Origin of the sequence: Streptomyces shenzhenensis (assembly GCF_003688995.1) — a bacterium.
GTDB classification, from domain to species: domain Bacteria; phylum Actinomycetota; class Actinomycetes; order Streptomycetales; family Streptomycetaceae; genus Streptomyces; species Streptomyces shenzhenensis_A.
Genome location: NZ_PENI01000005.1, coordinates 132,884 through 147,332, shown reverse-complemented (window position 1 = coordinate 147,332; position 14,449 = coordinate 132,884). Strand labels below are relative to the sequence as shown.

General features: G+C 72.8%; 16 protein-coding genes. 7 read left to right on the top strand and 9 right to left on the bottom strand.

Translation table 11 applies throughout. The annotated features are described in order from the left end of the window. Positions 1-35: 35 nt before the first annotated feature. From CTZ28_RS10405 to CTZ28_RS10390, 4 genes are all read right to left on the bottom strand, one after another. Positions 36-1,061, bottom strand: coding sequence for an alcohol dehydrogenase (locus CTZ28_RS10405; RefSeq protein WP_121889014.1), 1,026 nt, complete (start codon positions 1,059-1,061; stop codon positions 36-38). Positions 1,062-1,271: 210 nt separating this feature from the next. Next, on the bottom strand, positions 1,272-2,084 hold the full coding sequence (locus CTZ28_RS10400) for an SAM-dependent methyltransferase (RefSeq protein WP_121889013.1): 813 nt from the start codon (positions 2,082-2,084) through the stop codon (positions 1,272-1,274). 43 nt (positions 2,085-2,127) lie between these two features. Further along, the gene (locus tag CTZ28_RS10395) at positions 2,128-2,379 is read right to left on the bottom strand and encodes a DUF397 domain-containing protein (protein WP_121889012.1); all 252 of its coding nucleotides are present in this window, start codon (positions 2,377-2,379) and stop codon (positions 2,128-2,130) included. Beyond that, positions 2,376-3,248 carry a helix-turn-helix domain-containing protein gene (locus tag CTZ28_RS10390; RefSeq protein ID WP_121889011.1) on the bottom strand — a complete coding sequence of 291 codons (873 nt, stop codon included), beginning with the start codon at positions 3,246-3,248 and terminating at the stop codon, positions 2,376-2,378. Before CTZ28_RS10390 ends, CTZ28_RS10395 begins: the two co-directional genes overlap by 4 nt. 311 nt (positions 3,249-3,559) lie before the next feature. Between CTZ28_RS10390 and CTZ28_RS10385 the strand changes: the two genes are divergently transcribed. After that, positions 3,560-4,006 (top strand): ATP-binding protein, encoded by a 447-nt coding sequence (locus CTZ28_RS10385; RefSeq protein WP_121889010.1) that lies wholly within the window; start codon positions 3,560-3,562, stop codon positions 4,004-4,006. Between the two features lie 38 nt (positions 4,007-4,044). On the opposite strand, the gene CTZ28_RS10380 is transcribed toward CTZ28_RS10385, so the two are convergent. The 3 genes from CTZ28_RS10380 to CTZ28_RS10365 form a co-directional block, all read right to left on the bottom strand. Next, positions 4,045-4,362, bottom strand: coding sequence for a hypothetical protein (locus CTZ28_RS10380; RefSeq protein WP_121889009.1), 318 nt, complete (start codon positions 4,360-4,362; stop codon positions 4,045-4,047). Positions 4,363-4,752: 390 nt separating this feature from the next. Further along, complete coding sequence (locus tag CTZ28_RS10370; protein WP_121889007.1) at positions 4,753-4,959, bottom strand: ferredoxin; 207 nt, start codon at positions 4,957-4,959, stop codon at positions 4,753-4,755. A 32-nt stretch (positions 4,960-4,991) separates the two neighbouring features. After that, positions 4,992-6,209, bottom strand: a complete 1,218-nt coding sequence (locus CTZ28_RS10365; protein WP_121889006.1) for a cytochrome P450 — start codon at positions 6,207-6,209, stop codon at positions 4,992-4,994. Between the two features lie 197 nt (positions 6,210-6,406). On the opposite strand from CTZ28_RS10365, the gene CTZ28_RS10360 reads away from it, so the two are divergent. Continuing rightward, on the top strand, positions 6,407-6,913 hold the full coding sequence (locus CTZ28_RS10360; protein ID WP_121889005.1) for a MarR family winged helix-turn-helix transcriptional regulator: 507 nt from the start codon (positions 6,407-6,409) through the stop codon (positions 6,911-6,913). 172 nt (positions 6,914-7,085) lie between these two features. Further along, positions 7,086-7,532 (top strand): type II toxin-antitoxin system PemK/MazF family toxin, encoded by a 447-nt coding sequence (locus tag CTZ28_RS10355; RefSeq protein WP_121889004.1) that lies wholly within the window; start codon positions 7,086-7,088, stop codon positions 7,530-7,532. On the opposite strand, the gene CTZ28_RS10350 is transcribed toward CTZ28_RS10355, so the two are convergent. After that, complete coding sequence (locus CTZ28_RS10350; protein WP_183154333.1) at positions 7,517-8,344, bottom strand: TIGR02452 family protein; 828 nt, start codon at positions 8,342-8,344, stop codon at positions 7,517-7,519. The genes CTZ28_RS10355 and CTZ28_RS10350 overlap by 16 nt on opposite strands. Positions 8,345-8,621: 277 nt before the next feature. Here CTZ28_RS10350 and egtA point away from each other — a divergent pair, with 277 nt between their 5' ends. Genes egtA through egtD form a run of 4 tightly spaced genes read left to right on the top strand, consistent with a single transcriptional unit; the run spans position 8,622 to position 13,014 of the window. Next, on the top strand, positions 8,622-9,965 hold the full coding sequence (gene egtA, locus CTZ28_RS10345) for an ergothioneine biosynthesis glutamate--cysteine ligase EgtA (protein WP_121889002.1): 1,344 nt from the start codon (positions 8,622-8,624) through the stop codon (positions 9,963-9,965). Then, complete coding sequence (gene egtB / locus CTZ28_RS10340) at positions 9,962-11,278, top strand: ergothioneine biosynthesis protein EgtB (protein WP_121889001.1); 1,317 nt, start codon at positions 9,962-9,964, stop codon at positions 11,276-11,278. Before egtA ends, egtB begins: the two co-directional genes overlap by 4 nt. Then, positions 11,278-12,039, top strand: coding sequence for an ergothioneine biosynthesis protein EgtC (gene egtC, locus CTZ28_RS10335; protein ID WP_121889000.1), 762 nt, complete (start codon positions 11,278-11,280; stop codon positions 12,037-12,039). The genes egtB and egtC overlap by 1 nt, the downstream gene beginning before the upstream one ends. A 12-nt stretch (positions 12,040-12,051) precedes the next feature. Next, a complete protein-coding gene (gene egtD / locus CTZ28_RS10330) occupies positions 12,052-13,014 on the top strand; it encodes an L-histidine N(alpha)-methyltransferase (RefSeq protein WP_121888999.1) in 963 nt (320 codons plus the stop codon). Positions 13,015-13,021: 7 nt separating this feature from the next. Here egtD and CTZ28_RS10325 read toward each other — a convergent pair whose 3' ends face one another. After that, entirely contained in the window at positions 13,022-14,278 is a 1,257-nt protein-coding gene (locus CTZ28_RS10325; RefSeq protein WP_121888998.1) for an extracellular solute-binding protein, read from the bottom strand. Positions 14,279-14,449: the final 171 nt, after the last annotated feature.

The window sequence follows — 14,449 nt, the reverse complement described above, 5'->3', positions numbered from 1 at the left end:
CGGGGTCGCGCTCGGGGTCGCGCCGCGGCGGGGCGTCAGCCGGTGGTGAGCACCATCCGGAAGCGCGCGCCTCCGGAGAGCATCTTCCGGTACGCCTCGTCGGCCCGGTCCAGCGGCACGATCTCGGTCATCGGCCGGATCCCGTGCAGGACGCTGAACGCCATGGTGTCCGCCACGTCCTGCGCGGTGCCGGACGGGTGACCGCGGACCACCTTGGCGGTCGACAGCAGCTGGACCGGGCTGATCCCGAGCGGTTCGTCCGACGACCCGATGACGACCAGTTCGCCGCGGGGCGTGAGCCCGTCCACGGTCTGGGTGATCGCGGCGGAGTCACCGGCGGTGGCGAGCAGGACCTTGACACCGCCGAGCGAGCGCAGGGCGTCCGCGACGGGCGTGCCCGACGTGCTGTCGATGTAGTGGTGGGCGCCGAGCTGCTTGGCGAGGTCGGCCTTCTCGGCCCCGCGGGCGATGGCCACGGTCTCGAAGCCCATGGCGACGGCGTACCGCACCGCGAGGTGACCGAGGCCGCCGATGCCGAGCACGGCGACCACGTCACCGGGCCGGGCGGAGCTGCGCCGCAGCCCGTTGAACGTGGTCACGCCGGCGCAGGCCAGGGGCCCCGCGTCGCTCGCGGCCAGGCCGTCGGGGATCCGGGCCAGGGCGTCGACCGGGGCGATCACCGTCTCGGCGAAGCCCCCGTCGTAGGCCCACCCGGGGACCTTGAGGTTCTCGCACACGATGAAGTCGCCCTGCCGGCAGGGTGTGCAGTGGCCGCAGCTGCCGCCGAACCAGCCCACCGCGACCCGGTCGCCGACCCGCCAGCCCTTGTCCCGCGTGCCCTCGCCCAGTTCCTCGATCCGCCCGGCGATCTCGTGCCCGGGCACCACGGGGAACCGCACGCCGGGCACGGCGGCGTTCACGAAGAAGGCATCGCTGTGGCAGACGCCGCAGGCCTCCACGGCGATCCGGACATGTCCGGGGCCCGGGTGCGGCCGCTCCCGCTCGACGATCTCGAACGATCCGCCCGCGGCGGGCACCTGCGCGACTGTGTACGTACTCATGTGACGCTCCGGGAACGAGTGCGACGGCCCCGAGAACCAGCACACCAGCTCCGTGCCGATCGCGCGCGTCGAGCGGACGTGCCGCGCGGGCGGTTCAGCCCCGCGGCCGCACGATGACGGCCGTCCGGGGAACGCCGAAGCGGTCCGTGTGCCGACGGCCCGCCGGGGGCGCCGCGGACCAGCCGACGACGCCCCGGCGCTGCCTCCGGGCTACGCCTTGATGCCCACGCCCGCCCAGAGGCTGACCTGGGCGTCCGTGGGCAGCTCGGCCCCGTCCGCGGCGGGCCGCCAGCGGTGGCCGACGGTGACGCCCGGGTCGATCAGGTCGAGCCCGTCGAAGAATTGGACGACGTCCTTCTGGGCGCGGAACTGCACCGGGGTCCCCGCGCTGGTGTAGACCTCGGTGACCTTCTCCCAGGTGGGCGGGTCGAAGTCGGGCGTGCAGTGGCTCAGGGCCAGCGCACTGCCGACGGGAAGGGCGTCGAGGAAGCGGTTCACGATGCCGTACGGGTCCTGCGCGTCGGTGATGAAGTGCATCAGCGCGTTCAGGGACAGCGCGACCGGCTGCTCGAAGTCGATCACCTCGGCCAGTTCCACGGCCGCGAGCAGGGACTCGGGGTCGTTGACGTCCGCCTCGATGTACGTCGTGCGGCCCTGCGGGGTGCTGCGCATCAGGCGCTCGGCGTACTTGAGGACGAGCGGGTCGTTGTCGGCGTAGACCACCCGGGCGTCGGGGACCACGGACTGGGCGACCTGGTGCAGGTTCGGCTCGGTCGGGATGCCCGTGCCGATGTCGAGCCACTGCCGGATGCCGTACTCCTGGGCCAGGACCCGGGTGGCCCGGTGCATGAAGGCCCGGTTCTCCCGGGCGCACACGAAGATCCCGGGGTAGGCGTCCGCGACGGCCTCGGCGGCCCGCTTGTCGACCTCGAAGTGGTCCTTGCCGCCCAGGTAGTAGTCGTACATGCGGGCCGAGTGCGGCCTGCTCGTGTCCAGGTCCCGGCCGGCGTGGCTGTTGTTCATCCTGTCCCTTTCGGAGTGTGCGTCGGCGTACCGGCAGGCCGGTTCAGCCGACCGTGAGGTGGTCGGCCATGCCTTGTTTGACCCCGCGCACGAAGGCACTGATCTCCTCGGGCGAGTAGATCAGCGCCGGTCCGGCCGGGTCGGTCGACTGGCGGACGGCGACCCTGCCGTCCGCGAGCTGCTTCGTCTCGACGCACTGACCGCCGTTGGGCCCGCTCCACGGGCGCTCCCAACCCTGCTCGCCGAGCTCGGAGGCCGGCATCCCGTTGTAGACAGTGTTGACGGTGGTGGTCATGAGTACTCCTTGCGCATGCGGTTCAAGAGCACCCTGCTGTCCTCGGACGAGGTCAGCAGAGACATGCGGGTGTGCGCCTCCAGATGGGCAACCACGTCCTCGCGCTCGTCCAGGTACATGGAGGCGGACAGGATCTCGCTGTAGACGATGTCAGGCAGTTCCGGTTCCTCGAACCGGAAGTAGGTGAAGGGCGCGCACGCACCGACGTGGGCGCCGGCGGAGAACGGGACGATGTCGATGCTGACGTGGTCGAGTTCGGAGGCTTCCAGGAGCCGGTCGATCTGCTCGCGCATCACCTGGGGGCCGCCGACCGCCCGGTGCAGTACTGCCTCCTCCATGACCACCCACAGGGTGGGCGCGTCCGGCCTCTGCAACAGGCTCTGGCGGCGCAGCCGCAGGTCGACGCGGCGCTCCAACTCCTCGTCGCTGCCGTTGGGGATGCCGCCGTGCAGGACGCCGCGCGCGTAGGCGGGCGTCTGGAGCAGGCCCGTGACGTAGTGGGGTTCGTAGGTGCGCAGGGTCTTGGCGCCGGTCTCCAGACTCACGTACGCCGTGAACCAGTTGGGCAGCACATCACGGTAGGCGTGCCACCAGCCGGGCTCATTGGCCCGCTCGGCCATGGCGACGAACTCGTCGATCTCCTGCCGGCCCGCTCCGTAGGTCTCCAGGAGCTTCTCGACGTACAGGGGTTTGAGGGCGACCTCGGCCTTCTCCAGGCGCCGGATCGTCAGCGGCTTGACGCGCAGCGCCTTGGCCGCGTCCTCCAGCGAGGCACCCGCCTGCTGCCGCATGTCCTGCAGACGACGGCCGAGGATCATGCGCAGGACCGTGGGTGCGCTGGTGCCGGAGCCGGACCTGCTGTCGCTCACGCCCTACCTCCTGAGGAACTGTCACCCATACGAGTCTGACAGTGACTTGGAGAGAACGCCAGACCGATACCGTCTTGCTGAAATTATCAGGGAGTCGGTTGCAGCATGAAGTGAACGCCAAGCATAGTTGACCGTGTGAGCGAACTCGCCGCAGCTGTGGTGCGTCGTCAACTTCTGCTGACCAGGCGGAAGTTGACGCCCCGGGGCGTTCGGACGACAACGGGTCACCCCCTGAACGCGCCCCTCCCTCATGGGGGTTTCCCGTAGCTGCCGGCCCCGCCCGCGCCCGACCCCCTTGGAAGGCGATCTCCGTGACCCCCCACACGACCTCAACCGTTCACCTCCTCGCGGCCCATCCGCCCCACCGCGAACACTGGTTCGGCCTCCCGGCACTGCGCACCAGCGTGAAAGCGGCGCGCGACACCGTGCGCGAGCGGCTGTGCGCGTGGCGGGTGCCGGGCGATCTGTGCTGCGACGCCGTGCTGCTCGTCTCCGAGCTGACCACCAACGCCGTCATCCACACGAGCAGCACCCGCTTCCTGTGCGGCATCGCGCTGACCGGCGACGAGCGCCTGCGCATCGAGGTGCACGACGACGACCGCACCGCGCGCCGCCCGACCGGGCGCCGGCCCGGCCCCCGCGACGAGGGCGGACGGGGGCTGCTGCTGGTCCACCAGCTCGCCACCGCCTGGGGAGCCGACCGGTCGACCCGGACCGAGGGCACGGTGGTCTGGGCGGATCTGCGGGCCGACGCCTGACCGCCCGGCCGGGCCCGAGGGGGGGACCGGCCGAGTTGTCAGGCGTCGGGGAGGATGGGAGCCGGCCGCAGTACCGTGCCCTCGCCGTCGGCCGAGAGCGCCGGGCAGCCGTCGGGGGTGACGGCGGCCGGCGAAGAGGCTAGGCGCACCGGGCACGCCGCCCGCGAACAGCACGGGCCCACCGGCAGGTTCTCGGCGTCCAGGCGGATCACCGGCAGCCTGCGCTGCGCGCGTTCCACGACGAACAGCTCCCCGCCCGGCACGGCGAGACCCTCCGGTGCGCCGAGCCCGTCGGCGACGCCGGCCACCGTCCCGTCGTCTTCGCGGAACACCGCGCCCAGCCGGTCATGGGTCACACGGCAGTGCCCCTGCGCGCCGAAGGCGACGTCCAGCGGTCCTGCGAGCCCGTCGGCGCACGGTGAGCATGTCGTCGCCGATCGCCACGACCCGGTCGGCATCCGCCCCGGCGACCACGAGCGAGCCGTCCGGCGCCACGGCGATGCCCAGGGGCGCTCGAGCCGCATGGCCCGCGCCCGGGGGGTCCGGTCCAGGTGTCATGGGTGCCCGCGGCGCCGTGCTGCGAGGCGCAGTGCGGCAGCGCACCGGCGGGCGGACCGCCGAACCCGCCGCCCACGACGAGCACTTCGACCCGGTCGTGGTGGGGTTCTCGGGTGAACTCCGGGTCGGCGTACGGGTCCCCGTCGAAGGACCCGTACGCGCCGATGGTGCGCCGGAGACCGGGCGGCTCAGGCGTCCGGTTCCTCGGTCACCGTGATGGCGGCCGCCGGGCAGACGGCCGCTGCCTCGCGCACCGACGCGTGCCGGTCCGGCGCGGGCCGCTCGTCGAGCAGGACGACGACGCCGTCGTCGTCGCGCTGGTCGAACACCTCGGGCGCGGTCAGCACGCACTGGCCCGCGCCGCAGCAACGGTCCTGATCCACACTGACCTTCACCGGACGGTCCTCTCCTCGGGGGTGCGGTCCGGTCACCAGGTCACCGGTACCGCGCTCAGGCCACCCACCAGGAGGCCCTGGACTCGCGGCAGTTCCTCGGCGGGCACGGCCAGCCGGAGGGTGGGCAGCTTGCGCAGCAGTACCTCCAGGGCGACCTGGAGCTCCGTACGGGCCAGTGCCTGCCCCAGGCAGGAGTGCGGCCCGGCACCGAAGGTCAGGTGCGGGTTCGGGGACCGGGTGAGATCCATCCGGTCGGCGTCGGCGAAGGCCCGCTCGTCGCGGTTGGCGGCGGGCATGCTGCACACCACGGTGGTGCCGCTCGGCAGCAGTTCGCCGTCGATCTCGACGTCCTCGGTGAGGTAACGCCGCATGCCGAAGCCGAGGTTGGCGTCGAACCGCAGCGACTCCTCCACCGCGGTGCGCACCAGCGAGGGGTCGGCCAGCAGCCCCTCCCACCGGCCGCGGTCGGCGAGCAGCAGGGAGACCATCTTGCCGATCATGTTCGCGGTGGTCTCGTGGCCCGCGACCAGCAGTCCCATGCCGGTGGCGATGAGTTCCTGGTCGGACAGCCCCTCGCCGTCCGTCTCGCGCTCCTTGACCAGCATGCCGAGCAGGTCGTCTCCGGGCCGTGCCCGGATCGCCTCGATGTGCGCGGACATGTACGCGACGAACTCGTCGTGGGCCGCCCTGGTGTGCTCGCCGGAGAAGCGGGTGACGTTCAGGAAGGCGTCGGACCAGTGGGAGAAACGGTCCCGGTCCTCGGCGGGCACGCCCAGGATGTCGCAGATGACGTAGACGGGCAGCGGGAAGCCGAGACCGGCCTTGAGGTCGCCGGGCCGGCCGCGCCGGATCATCTCGTCCACCAGGTGTTCGGCGGTCCGCACCATGCCGGGGCGCAGCGCCGTCATGCGCTTGGCGGTGAAGTACTTGCCGACCTGGCGCCGCCACCGCTGATGGGGCTCGCCGCGGTCCGGCAGGGTCAGCGCGCCGTCGCCGTCGGCCGCGGGGCCGCCCACGCCCTCGGGGGCGATGCGGGCGGCGCCGTCCCCGGCCTTCGGGCGGGTGAAGCGGGCGTCGGTGAGCAGTGCCTTGACGTGGTCGTAGCGGGTCAGGAAGGCCGCCCGGTCCCCGCTGGGGAGTTCGACGGTGGCCACCGGGCACTGCCTGCGCAGCCGCTCCCATTCGGCGGGCGGCTCCAGGGGGCTGTCGGTGGGCAGGGGCAGACGAAGGGCCTGGTCGTCGGGGCGCATCTGGTTCTCCTCGTGGGGGGTGGGAGATTCATGGCGGGGGTGTGGTGGGGGTGTGGCGCACAGACGCGGACGCGGTCACGAACGGGACGCTACTGTCATTGTGCATCGTGCATCAAGTGTGCATGATGCACTTCTGCTCGCATGGCGTGTTTTCACCGTAGGGTGAGCCCACGGTCACGGGGGACGGAGGACGCGGGGTGGATGCCCGAGAGGCAGCAGAAGGCATCGAGCGGGAGCTGCTGATACTGACGCGCCACCGGGACCTGCCGTCACCCCGCGGCGTGCACGGCGGCGACGAGCTGGACCGCAGCGGCTATGTGCTGCTCAGCAGGCTGGAGGCACAGGGGCCGATGTCCGTGCCGGAGTTCGTCGAGGCCTTCGGGCTCGCCGCGTCGACGTTCACCCGGCAGACCTCGGCCCTGCTGCGCCAGGGGCTGGTGGAGCGGACGCTCGACCCGGCCGGCGGGGTGGCCCGCAAGTACCGGATCACCGAGGAGGGCCTGCGGCGTCTTGCCGTACAGCGCACGGCCATGACCGACGGCCTCGCCGAGGTCGTCGCCGACTGGCCACCCGAGCGCCGGCGCCGCTTCATCGCGGACCTGCGGCAGTTCAACTCGGACATCGAACGGCTCACCCACCGTCCCTGGCCCAGAACCGACTCCCCCCGCCCCTGCCCCGTCGCCGTCCCCGACGAACTGTCCTGACCAGGGCCCCGAACGGGACTTCGCCCGCCGGGGACGTATCCGCGGCACCCCGGCCGCTGCGGTTCGGCAGCGCACCGAAGGGGCGCGGGGAACTGCGCGACCAGCCACGACGGTGCCGCGGACGACCGACAGCACATCGCGGCATTTCCAGCGGAGCGCTTAGGGTTCCCCCGTGACTGCCTTTACCGATGAAGACATCCCGGGCCGCTACGGCCCCACCGCCACCGCCGAGGCCGACCCCCGCGAGGTGGGCCGGGTGCGCACCGAGTACGCGCCCGCGCACGACGGCGACCCCGATCCCGGGGAGATCGTGTGGACCTGGGTGCCGTTCGAGGAGAACGACGGACGCGGCAAGGACCGGCCGGTGCTGGTCGTGGCCCGCGAGGCGGCCGGCACCCTGCTGGCGGTGCAACTGTCGAGCAAGCAGCACGACGGTGACCGGGAGTGGGTGCCGATCGGCAGCGGGCCGTGGGACCGCTCGGGGCGTGACTCCTGGGTGGACGTGGACCGGGTGCTGCGGCTGCACGAGCAGGGCATGCGCCGGGAGGCGTGCGCTCTGGACCGGATGCGGTTCAACCTGGTGGTGCACCGGCTGCGGGAGCGCTACGGCTGGCGCTGAGGCGCACCGAACGCCCGCACGAATGCGGCCCGCACCACGGCTCCCGGCGTCCGGGCCAGCACCCCGAACACCACATGTTCGAATGACTGCGCGAATCGCCCGCCGGGGCCGAGCAGGGCGCTGAAGGCGCGCGCCACCTGGGCCGGGTCGTTCTGGAACACACCGCAGCCCCAGGCGCCCAGCACGAGGCGCCGGTAGCCGTGCGCCGCGGCGGTCTCCAGGACCCGCTCGGCGCGCACGGCGAGGGCCCGCGGCAGTTCGCCCGCGCGCTCCGGCGCCGCACGCCTGACGACCCCGGCGTTCGGCGCCGCGGCCGTGAGGAATCCGGCCGTGAACGGCTCGTCGAGCAGGGCGCCCCGGTCGTCCCGGAAGACGGGCACGGCCGGCGAGTGGATGACCCGGTCGGTGTAGAACGGATCGCGGTGGGCACGGTGGTGCGCGTAGAACTCCGGGGCCCGCAGCAGACAGGTGTGCAGCGCGGAGGCACGGCACAGGGCCTCCTCCTGGGCCTGGGCGCCGTTGAGGTATCCGCCACCCGGGTTACGCGCGGAGGCGAAATTCAGCACGGCGACCGGAGCGGCGGCCAGCCGGGCCGCGGCCTCCAGGCTGCTCTCGCCCGTGACCTCGAAGAACGTGTCCGCGGGCGGGGCCTGTGACACCTGAACCGGCCCCGGTCCGTGCATCCGCGTGCCGCCACGCGCGGCCTCGATCGCGGCGGCCAGCGCGACCTCGTGCCCGCCGGGTGCGCGATAGGCCCCGGCCGCCACGATCTGCTCCGTCTGCCGTGCCGTCGCACGCAGCCGCGCGCTCACTCCGCCACCCCCGTGGGCGTCCTGAACGCGCGCCGTGCGCTCTCCCCCGTCGTGCTCATACCCGCATCGTGGGTGATGCTGGTGCAGCGGTGCAACGGAGTTTTCCCGGCCCCGGAACGCGCTGGAAACGCGCACGGAAACGGAGGTGACGGATCCGGAACGTCCCGTTGCGCACCCTTGTGCGCATCGCTCCCAGGGTCTTGGGTGGGACGAGTGCCCGCCCGGCTCCACCGGAATCCGGGCCGGTGGCATGGTGGAATCTCAGGAGGATCCCGACATGTCGGATGCATCTACCGCGTCGGCGAGCGACTGTACGGCACCCCGTACCGCCCTCACCGAAGCAGAGGTCGAGGCGCTCGTCCGCGGCATCTGCTTCAAGACGGGCCCGCCCCGCACCATCGGCGTGGAAGTGGAATGGCTCGTCCATGAGCTGCGCACACCGCAGCTCCCCGTGACACCCGAACGACTCGAAGCGGCCTACGCCGCACTGCGGTCCGTGCCCCTGAGGTCGGCGCTCACCGTCGAGCCCGGCGGCCAGCTGGAGCTGAGTTCGCCGCCCGCCGCCTCGCTGATGGAGTGCATAGGCACCGTCTCCGCCGATCTCGACGCCGTCCGCGCGACCCTGCGCCAGAACGGCCTCCGTCCGGTCGGCCTCGGCCACGACCCCTGGCACCCGCCCCGCCGGTTCCTGCGCGAGCCCCGGTACGCGGCGATGGAGACCTGTCTCGACCGTACGGGCCCGGCCGGCCGGCACATGATGTGCACCTCGGCCTCCGTCCAGGTGTCCTTGGACGCCGGCTACGAGGAGCCGGGACCGCTCGGCCACGGGCGGCGCTGGTGGCTCGCGCACCAGCTGGGCCCGGTCCTGGTGGCCGCGTTCGCCAACTCCCCGATGAGCGGGCGGCGGCCCACCGGCTGGCTCTCCACGCGGCAGCTGCTGTGGATGGAGATCGGGCCGGGGCGGGCCGGGGCGCCCCCGCTGAACGGTGATCCGCGCGCCGCGTGGGCCCGGCACGTCATGGACGCGCCGGTGATGTGCGTACGCCGGGACGGCGGCCCGTGGGAGGTCCCCGACGGGCTCAGCTTCCGCGACTGGACCCGGTCCCGCACCCGCCGGGCGCCCACCCGAGAAGACCTCGACTACCATCTGACGACCCTGTTCCCGCCGGTCAGACCGCGCGGTCACCTGGAGCTGCGCATGATCGACGCGCAGCCCGGCGAGGACGGCTGGATCGTGCCGCTCGCGGTGACGGCCGCGCTCTTCGACGACCCGCAGGCCGCCGAGACCGCCTACCGGGCCGTGAAACCCCTGACCGAACGCTCGCTCGCGCTGCCCGCGCCGCACAACCCGCTGTGGCTGGACGCGGCACGCTCCGGCCTCGGCGACCCCGAGCTGCACGAGGCGGCGATCGGCTGTTTCACGGCGGCCCTGGAGGCCCTGCCCAGGCTCGGCGCCACCACCGAGGTCACGGACGCCGTCGCGGCGTACCACGACCGCTACGTCCGCCGGGGCCGCTGCCCCGCCGACGACCTGCTCGACGAACTGCGCGCCCCGGACGGGCGGAACCGGCTCCGTCCGATGGGGGCGCACCCCGCTCATGGGAAGGACTTCCCCGCATGACCGCCCCCGAGATGGACGGCGAGGCCGTCCGCGACCGCGCGCTGGCCTCGCTCACCCGGGCCCGGGCCCGCACCACCCTGCTGACCAGCTGTGTCGAGGAGCCCGACCTCGTCGCGCAGCACTCGCCGCTGATGTCACCGCTGGTGTGGGACCTCGCCCACATCGGCAACCAGGAGGAGCTGTGGCTGCTGCGGGCGGTCGGCGGGCGTGAGGCGATGCGCCCGGAGATAGACAGCCTGTACGACGCCTTCGAGCACCCGCGCGCCGAGCGTCCCACGCTGCCGCTGCTGCCGCCCGACGAGGCCCGCCGCTACGCGGCCGAGGTGCGCGGCCGCGCCCTCGACCTGCTGGAGAGCGCCGCGTTCCACGGGAGCCGGCTGACCGAGGCGGGCTTCGCCTTCGGGATGATCGCGCAGCACGAACAGCAGCACGACGAGACGATGCTGATCACCCATCAGCTCCGCACGGGCCCGCGGGCCCTGTCCGCGCCCGACCCGGCCCCGGCGCCGCCGTTCGACGGTCCGGCCGAAGTCCTGGTCCCCGGGGGCCCGTTCACGATGGGCACGGCCACCGAGCCCTGGGCGCTGGACAACGAACGCCCCGCGCACCGGCGTGAGGTGGCGCCCTTCCACATCGACACCGCCCCGGTGACGAACGCCGCGTACCAGGCGTTCATCGAGGACGGCGGCTACACCGACGAACGCTGGTGGGCCCCGGCCGGCTGGGCACACATCCGCCGGCACGGCATCTCCGCGCCGCTGTTCTGGCGCCGCGACGGCGGACAGTGGCTGCGCCGGCACTTCGGGGTCACCGAGGTCGTACCGCCCGACGAGCCGGTGCTGCACGTGTGCTGGTACGAGGCGGACGCGTACGCGCGCTGGGCCGGGCGGCGGCTGCCCACCGAGGCGGAGTGGGAAAAGGCCGCCCGGCACGATCCCGTCCAGGACCGCTCGACGCGCTACCCGTGGGGCGACGCCGACCCCACGCCCGACCACGCCAACCTGGGCCAGCGCCATCTGCGCCCGGCCCCGGCCGGCAGCTATCCGGCCGGTGCCTCGCCGCTGGGTGTACGGCAGTTGATCGGCGACGTCTGGGAGTGGACGGCGAGCGACTTCCTGCCCTACCCGGGCTTCACCGCGTTCCCGTACCAGGAGTACTCGGAGGTGTTCTTCGGGTCCGACCACAAGGTGCTGCGCGGTGGTTCGTTCGCGGTGGACCCGGTGGCCTGCCGGGGCACGTTCCGCAACTGGGACTACCCGATCCGGCGGCAGATCTTCTCCGGGTTCCGCACCGCGCGCTCGGGAGCCGTCTGATGTGCCGGCACCTGGCCTATCTGGGGCCCGAGGAGCCGCTCGGCCGGCTCCTGGTGGACCCGCCGCACGGCCTGTACCGGCAGTCGTGGGCACCGCGGCGGCAGCGGCACGGGACGGTCAACGCCGACGGCTTCGGGGTGGGCTGGTACGCGCCGGGCGACCCGGTGCCCGCGCGCTACCGGCGGTCCGGGCCGATCTGGGCCGATCCGTCCTTCGCCGACCTGGCCCGGGTGGTGCGCAGCGGCGCCGTGCTGGCCGCGGTGCGGGACGCGACCCTGCCCGGCGCGGACGGGGCCGCCGCGGCAGCTCCGTTCGCCGGGGACCGCTGGCTGTTCAGCCACAACGGCGCCGTGGCCGGGTGGCCCGCGGCGGCGGCGCCGCTGGTCCCCGCGCTGCCGCCGGTCGAGATGCTCTCGCTGGAGGCGCGCACCGACTCCGCGTTCGTCTGGGCGCTGCTGCTGCACCGGCTGCGCGCGGGCGAGGATCCCGGCCGGGCGCTGGCCGGCACGGTCCGTGAGCTGGCCGAGGCGGCCCCGGCCTCCCGGCTCAACCTGCTGCTGACCGACGGCACCGCCGTTCTGGCCACCGCCTGGGGCGACACCCTCTGGTACCGCACCGGGCCGGGCGGCGGCACCGTCGTCGCCTCCGAACCGTACGACGACGATCCGCGCTGGCAGGAGGTCCCCGACCGCAGCCTGCTCAGGGCGGACCGCGCCGAGGTCCGGCTCAGCTCGCTCAAGGACCCGGCACCCGCACCGTAAGGAGCCTTGCACGTGACTCCCCTGCACGTCACCCGCACCCTCCCGGAGGACGCCACGGACGCGGCACTGCGCGCCGACGTCCGCCGCGGCCTCACCGCAACCCCCAAGACGCTGCCGCCGAAGTGGTTCTACGACGCACGGGGCAGCGAACTGTTCGACCGGATCACCGAACTGCCCGAGTACTACCCGACGCGCGCCGAGCGGGAGATCCTCCTCGCGCGGGCGGACGAGATCGCCGCCGCGAGCCGGGCGCACACCCTGGTGGAGCTGGGCTCCGGTTCCTCGGAGAAGACCCGGCATCTGATCGACGCCCTCACCGATCTGCGCGTCTACGTCCCGGTGGACGTCAGCGAGAGCGCGCTCGTCCAGGCCGGTCAGGCTCTCATCGCGGAGCGTCCTGGGCTCACCGTGCACGCCCTGATCGCGGACTTCACGGCCGGCCTGACCCTGCCGCAGACGCCCGGCCCGAGGCTGCTGGCCTTCCTCGGCGGCACGATCGGCAATCTGCTGCCCGCCGAACGGACCGCCTTCCTGGCCTCGGTACGGCGTCTGCTGTCCCCGGGCGACGCCCTGCTGCTCGGCACGGACCTGGTCAAGGACGAGCGGACGCTGGTCCGGGCGTACGACGACGCGGCCGGGGTGACGGCGGACTTCGACAAGAACGTGCTGGCCGTCGTCAACCGCGAGCTGGGCGCCGACTTCGATCCGGACGCGTTCGACCATGTGGCGCTGTGGGACGCGGAGAACGAGTGGATCGAGATGCGGCTGCGCTCCCGCACGGCCCAGACGGTGAAGGTGCCGGTGCTCGACCTCGCCGTGCACTTCGCGGCGGGCGAGGAACTGCGCACCGAGGTGTCGGCGAAGTTCCGCAGGGACGGGGTGACCGCGGAACTGACCGCCGCCGGACTGGAGCCGGCCCACTGGTGGACCGACAGGGCGAAGCGCTTCGCCCTGTCTCTGAGCACGGCCCGGTGAGGCACCGTCACCCAAGACTCGGCGCAAGCGCCTCCGTGATCCGTTCGGAGGCGCGGCGGGCCTCGGTCTGCGGATCCGCGCCGCCGAGCACCCGGGTCATGTACTCCTTGATCGGGTTGTCGGCCTCGACCGCGGTCCACTGAGGCGTGTTGGGGGTCGCCCGGCCGTGTGCGGCACCGGCCGCCATGGCGGCGACCCCCTCCGCGCCGTCGACGGCGCTCGCCAGAGTGGTCTTGTTGGGCACGTAGTTCATGGTGCGGGCCAGTTCGGTGTTCCACTTGGCGCCGGTGAGCGCGGCGACGACGGCCACGGCCCCGTCCGGGTCGTCGGTGTTCTGCGGCACGACCAGGTCGGAGCCGCCGGTGAACACGGACCCGGGCCGGCCCGTGGTCCGGCCGGGCACCGGGAAGTAGCCCAGTTTGCCCTTGAGTTCGGGATTCTGCTGGAGGACGGACTGGGTGAGCCCGGGTACCGCCACGATCTGCGCCACCTTGCCGTCCGCGAACACCCCGGCCTGCGGCGGGTGTTCCTCGTCCGCGCCGACGGGGCCCGCGCCGAGCGCCTGCAGCCGGCGGTAGAAGTCCATGCCGCGCAGCGCGGCCGGGGTGTCCAGGGTGCCCTGCCACAGGCCGTCCGTCTCGTCGGCGAGTTCCCCGCCCTCGTCCCAGATGAACCCGGAGAGCGTGTACCAGTCCTGGCCGGCCAGGTAAATACCCTGGTTGCCGCCCGAGTTGAGCTTCTCGGTGTCGGCGAGCCACTCGTCGCGGGTCCTCGGCGGCCGGTTGATGCCGGCCTGCTCGAACAGGTCCTTGCGATAGATGACGACGCGGTTGGCGGCGTACCAGGGGATGCCGAACTGGCGGGAGCCCGACTGGCCGGGCTCGGCGAGGCCCGGCAGCCAGGTGCGCTTGCCCCAGTCGCGCATCGACTCCAGCGTCAGGTCGGTGAGCTTGCCGCCCTCGACGTACTGCGAGACCTGGGTGTTGCCGACCTCGATGACGTCGGGGCCGGTCCCGGAGCCCGCCCTGAGCGTCTTGTGCACCTTGTCGACGATTCCGGTCCATTCCTGGATGCGGAATTCGAGGCGGATGTCCTGGTGGCCGCGCTCGAAGTCCTCGGTGAAGCGGTCCAGGAAGTCCTGCGAGGCGCTGCCCTTCATCAGCCACACGGTGACCGTGTGGCGCTCGCTGCCGCCCGGCAGCATGCCGCAGCCGGCGGCGAGGAAGGCGGACGCACAGCAGAGGGCGAGCAGACGGCGTCGCACCGGAACCTGTCTCACGTGGGGTCCTGTTCTGTCTGACGGACAGGGGGAAGGGGCCCGACGTGGGGGGACGAGCCGTGACTCGTACGGGTGTGCTGATTTTGGTATGGACCAATGCGGGGGTCAAGTACTACCCGGCGGTACGGGTGCGACGCCTCGCGTTCCGCCATGGCA

Bases quoted from the DNA above. Each gene is read 5' to 3' on its own strand.
- egtB (WP_121889001.1), top strand. From the start codon at position 9,962: ATGACCGCCCCCGAGATGGACGGCGAGGCCGTCCGCGACCGCGCGCTG.
- egtC (WP_121889000.1), top strand. From the start codon at position 11,278: ATGTGCCGGCACCTGGCCTATCTGGGGCCCGAGGAGCCGCTCGGCCGG.
- CTZ28_RS10405 (WP_121889014.1), bottom strand. From the start codon at position 1,061: ATGAGTACGTACACAGTCGCGCAGGTGCCCGCCGCGGGCGGATCGTTC.
- egtA (WP_121889002.1), top strand. From the start codon at position 8,622: ATGTCGGATGCATCTACCGCGTCGGCGAGCGACTGTACGGCACCCCGT.
- CTZ28_RS10400 (WP_121889013.1), bottom strand. From the start codon at position 2,084: ATGAACAACAGCCACGCCGGCCGGGACCTGGACACGAGCAGGCCGCAC.
- CTZ28_RS10365 (WP_121889006.1), bottom strand. From the start codon at position 6,209: ATGCGCCCCGACGACCAGGCCCTTCGTCTGCCCCTGCCCACCGACAGC.
- CTZ28_RS10395 (WP_121889012.1), bottom strand. From the start codon at position 2,379: ATGACCACCACCGTCAACACTGTCTACAACGGGATGCCGGCCTCCGAG.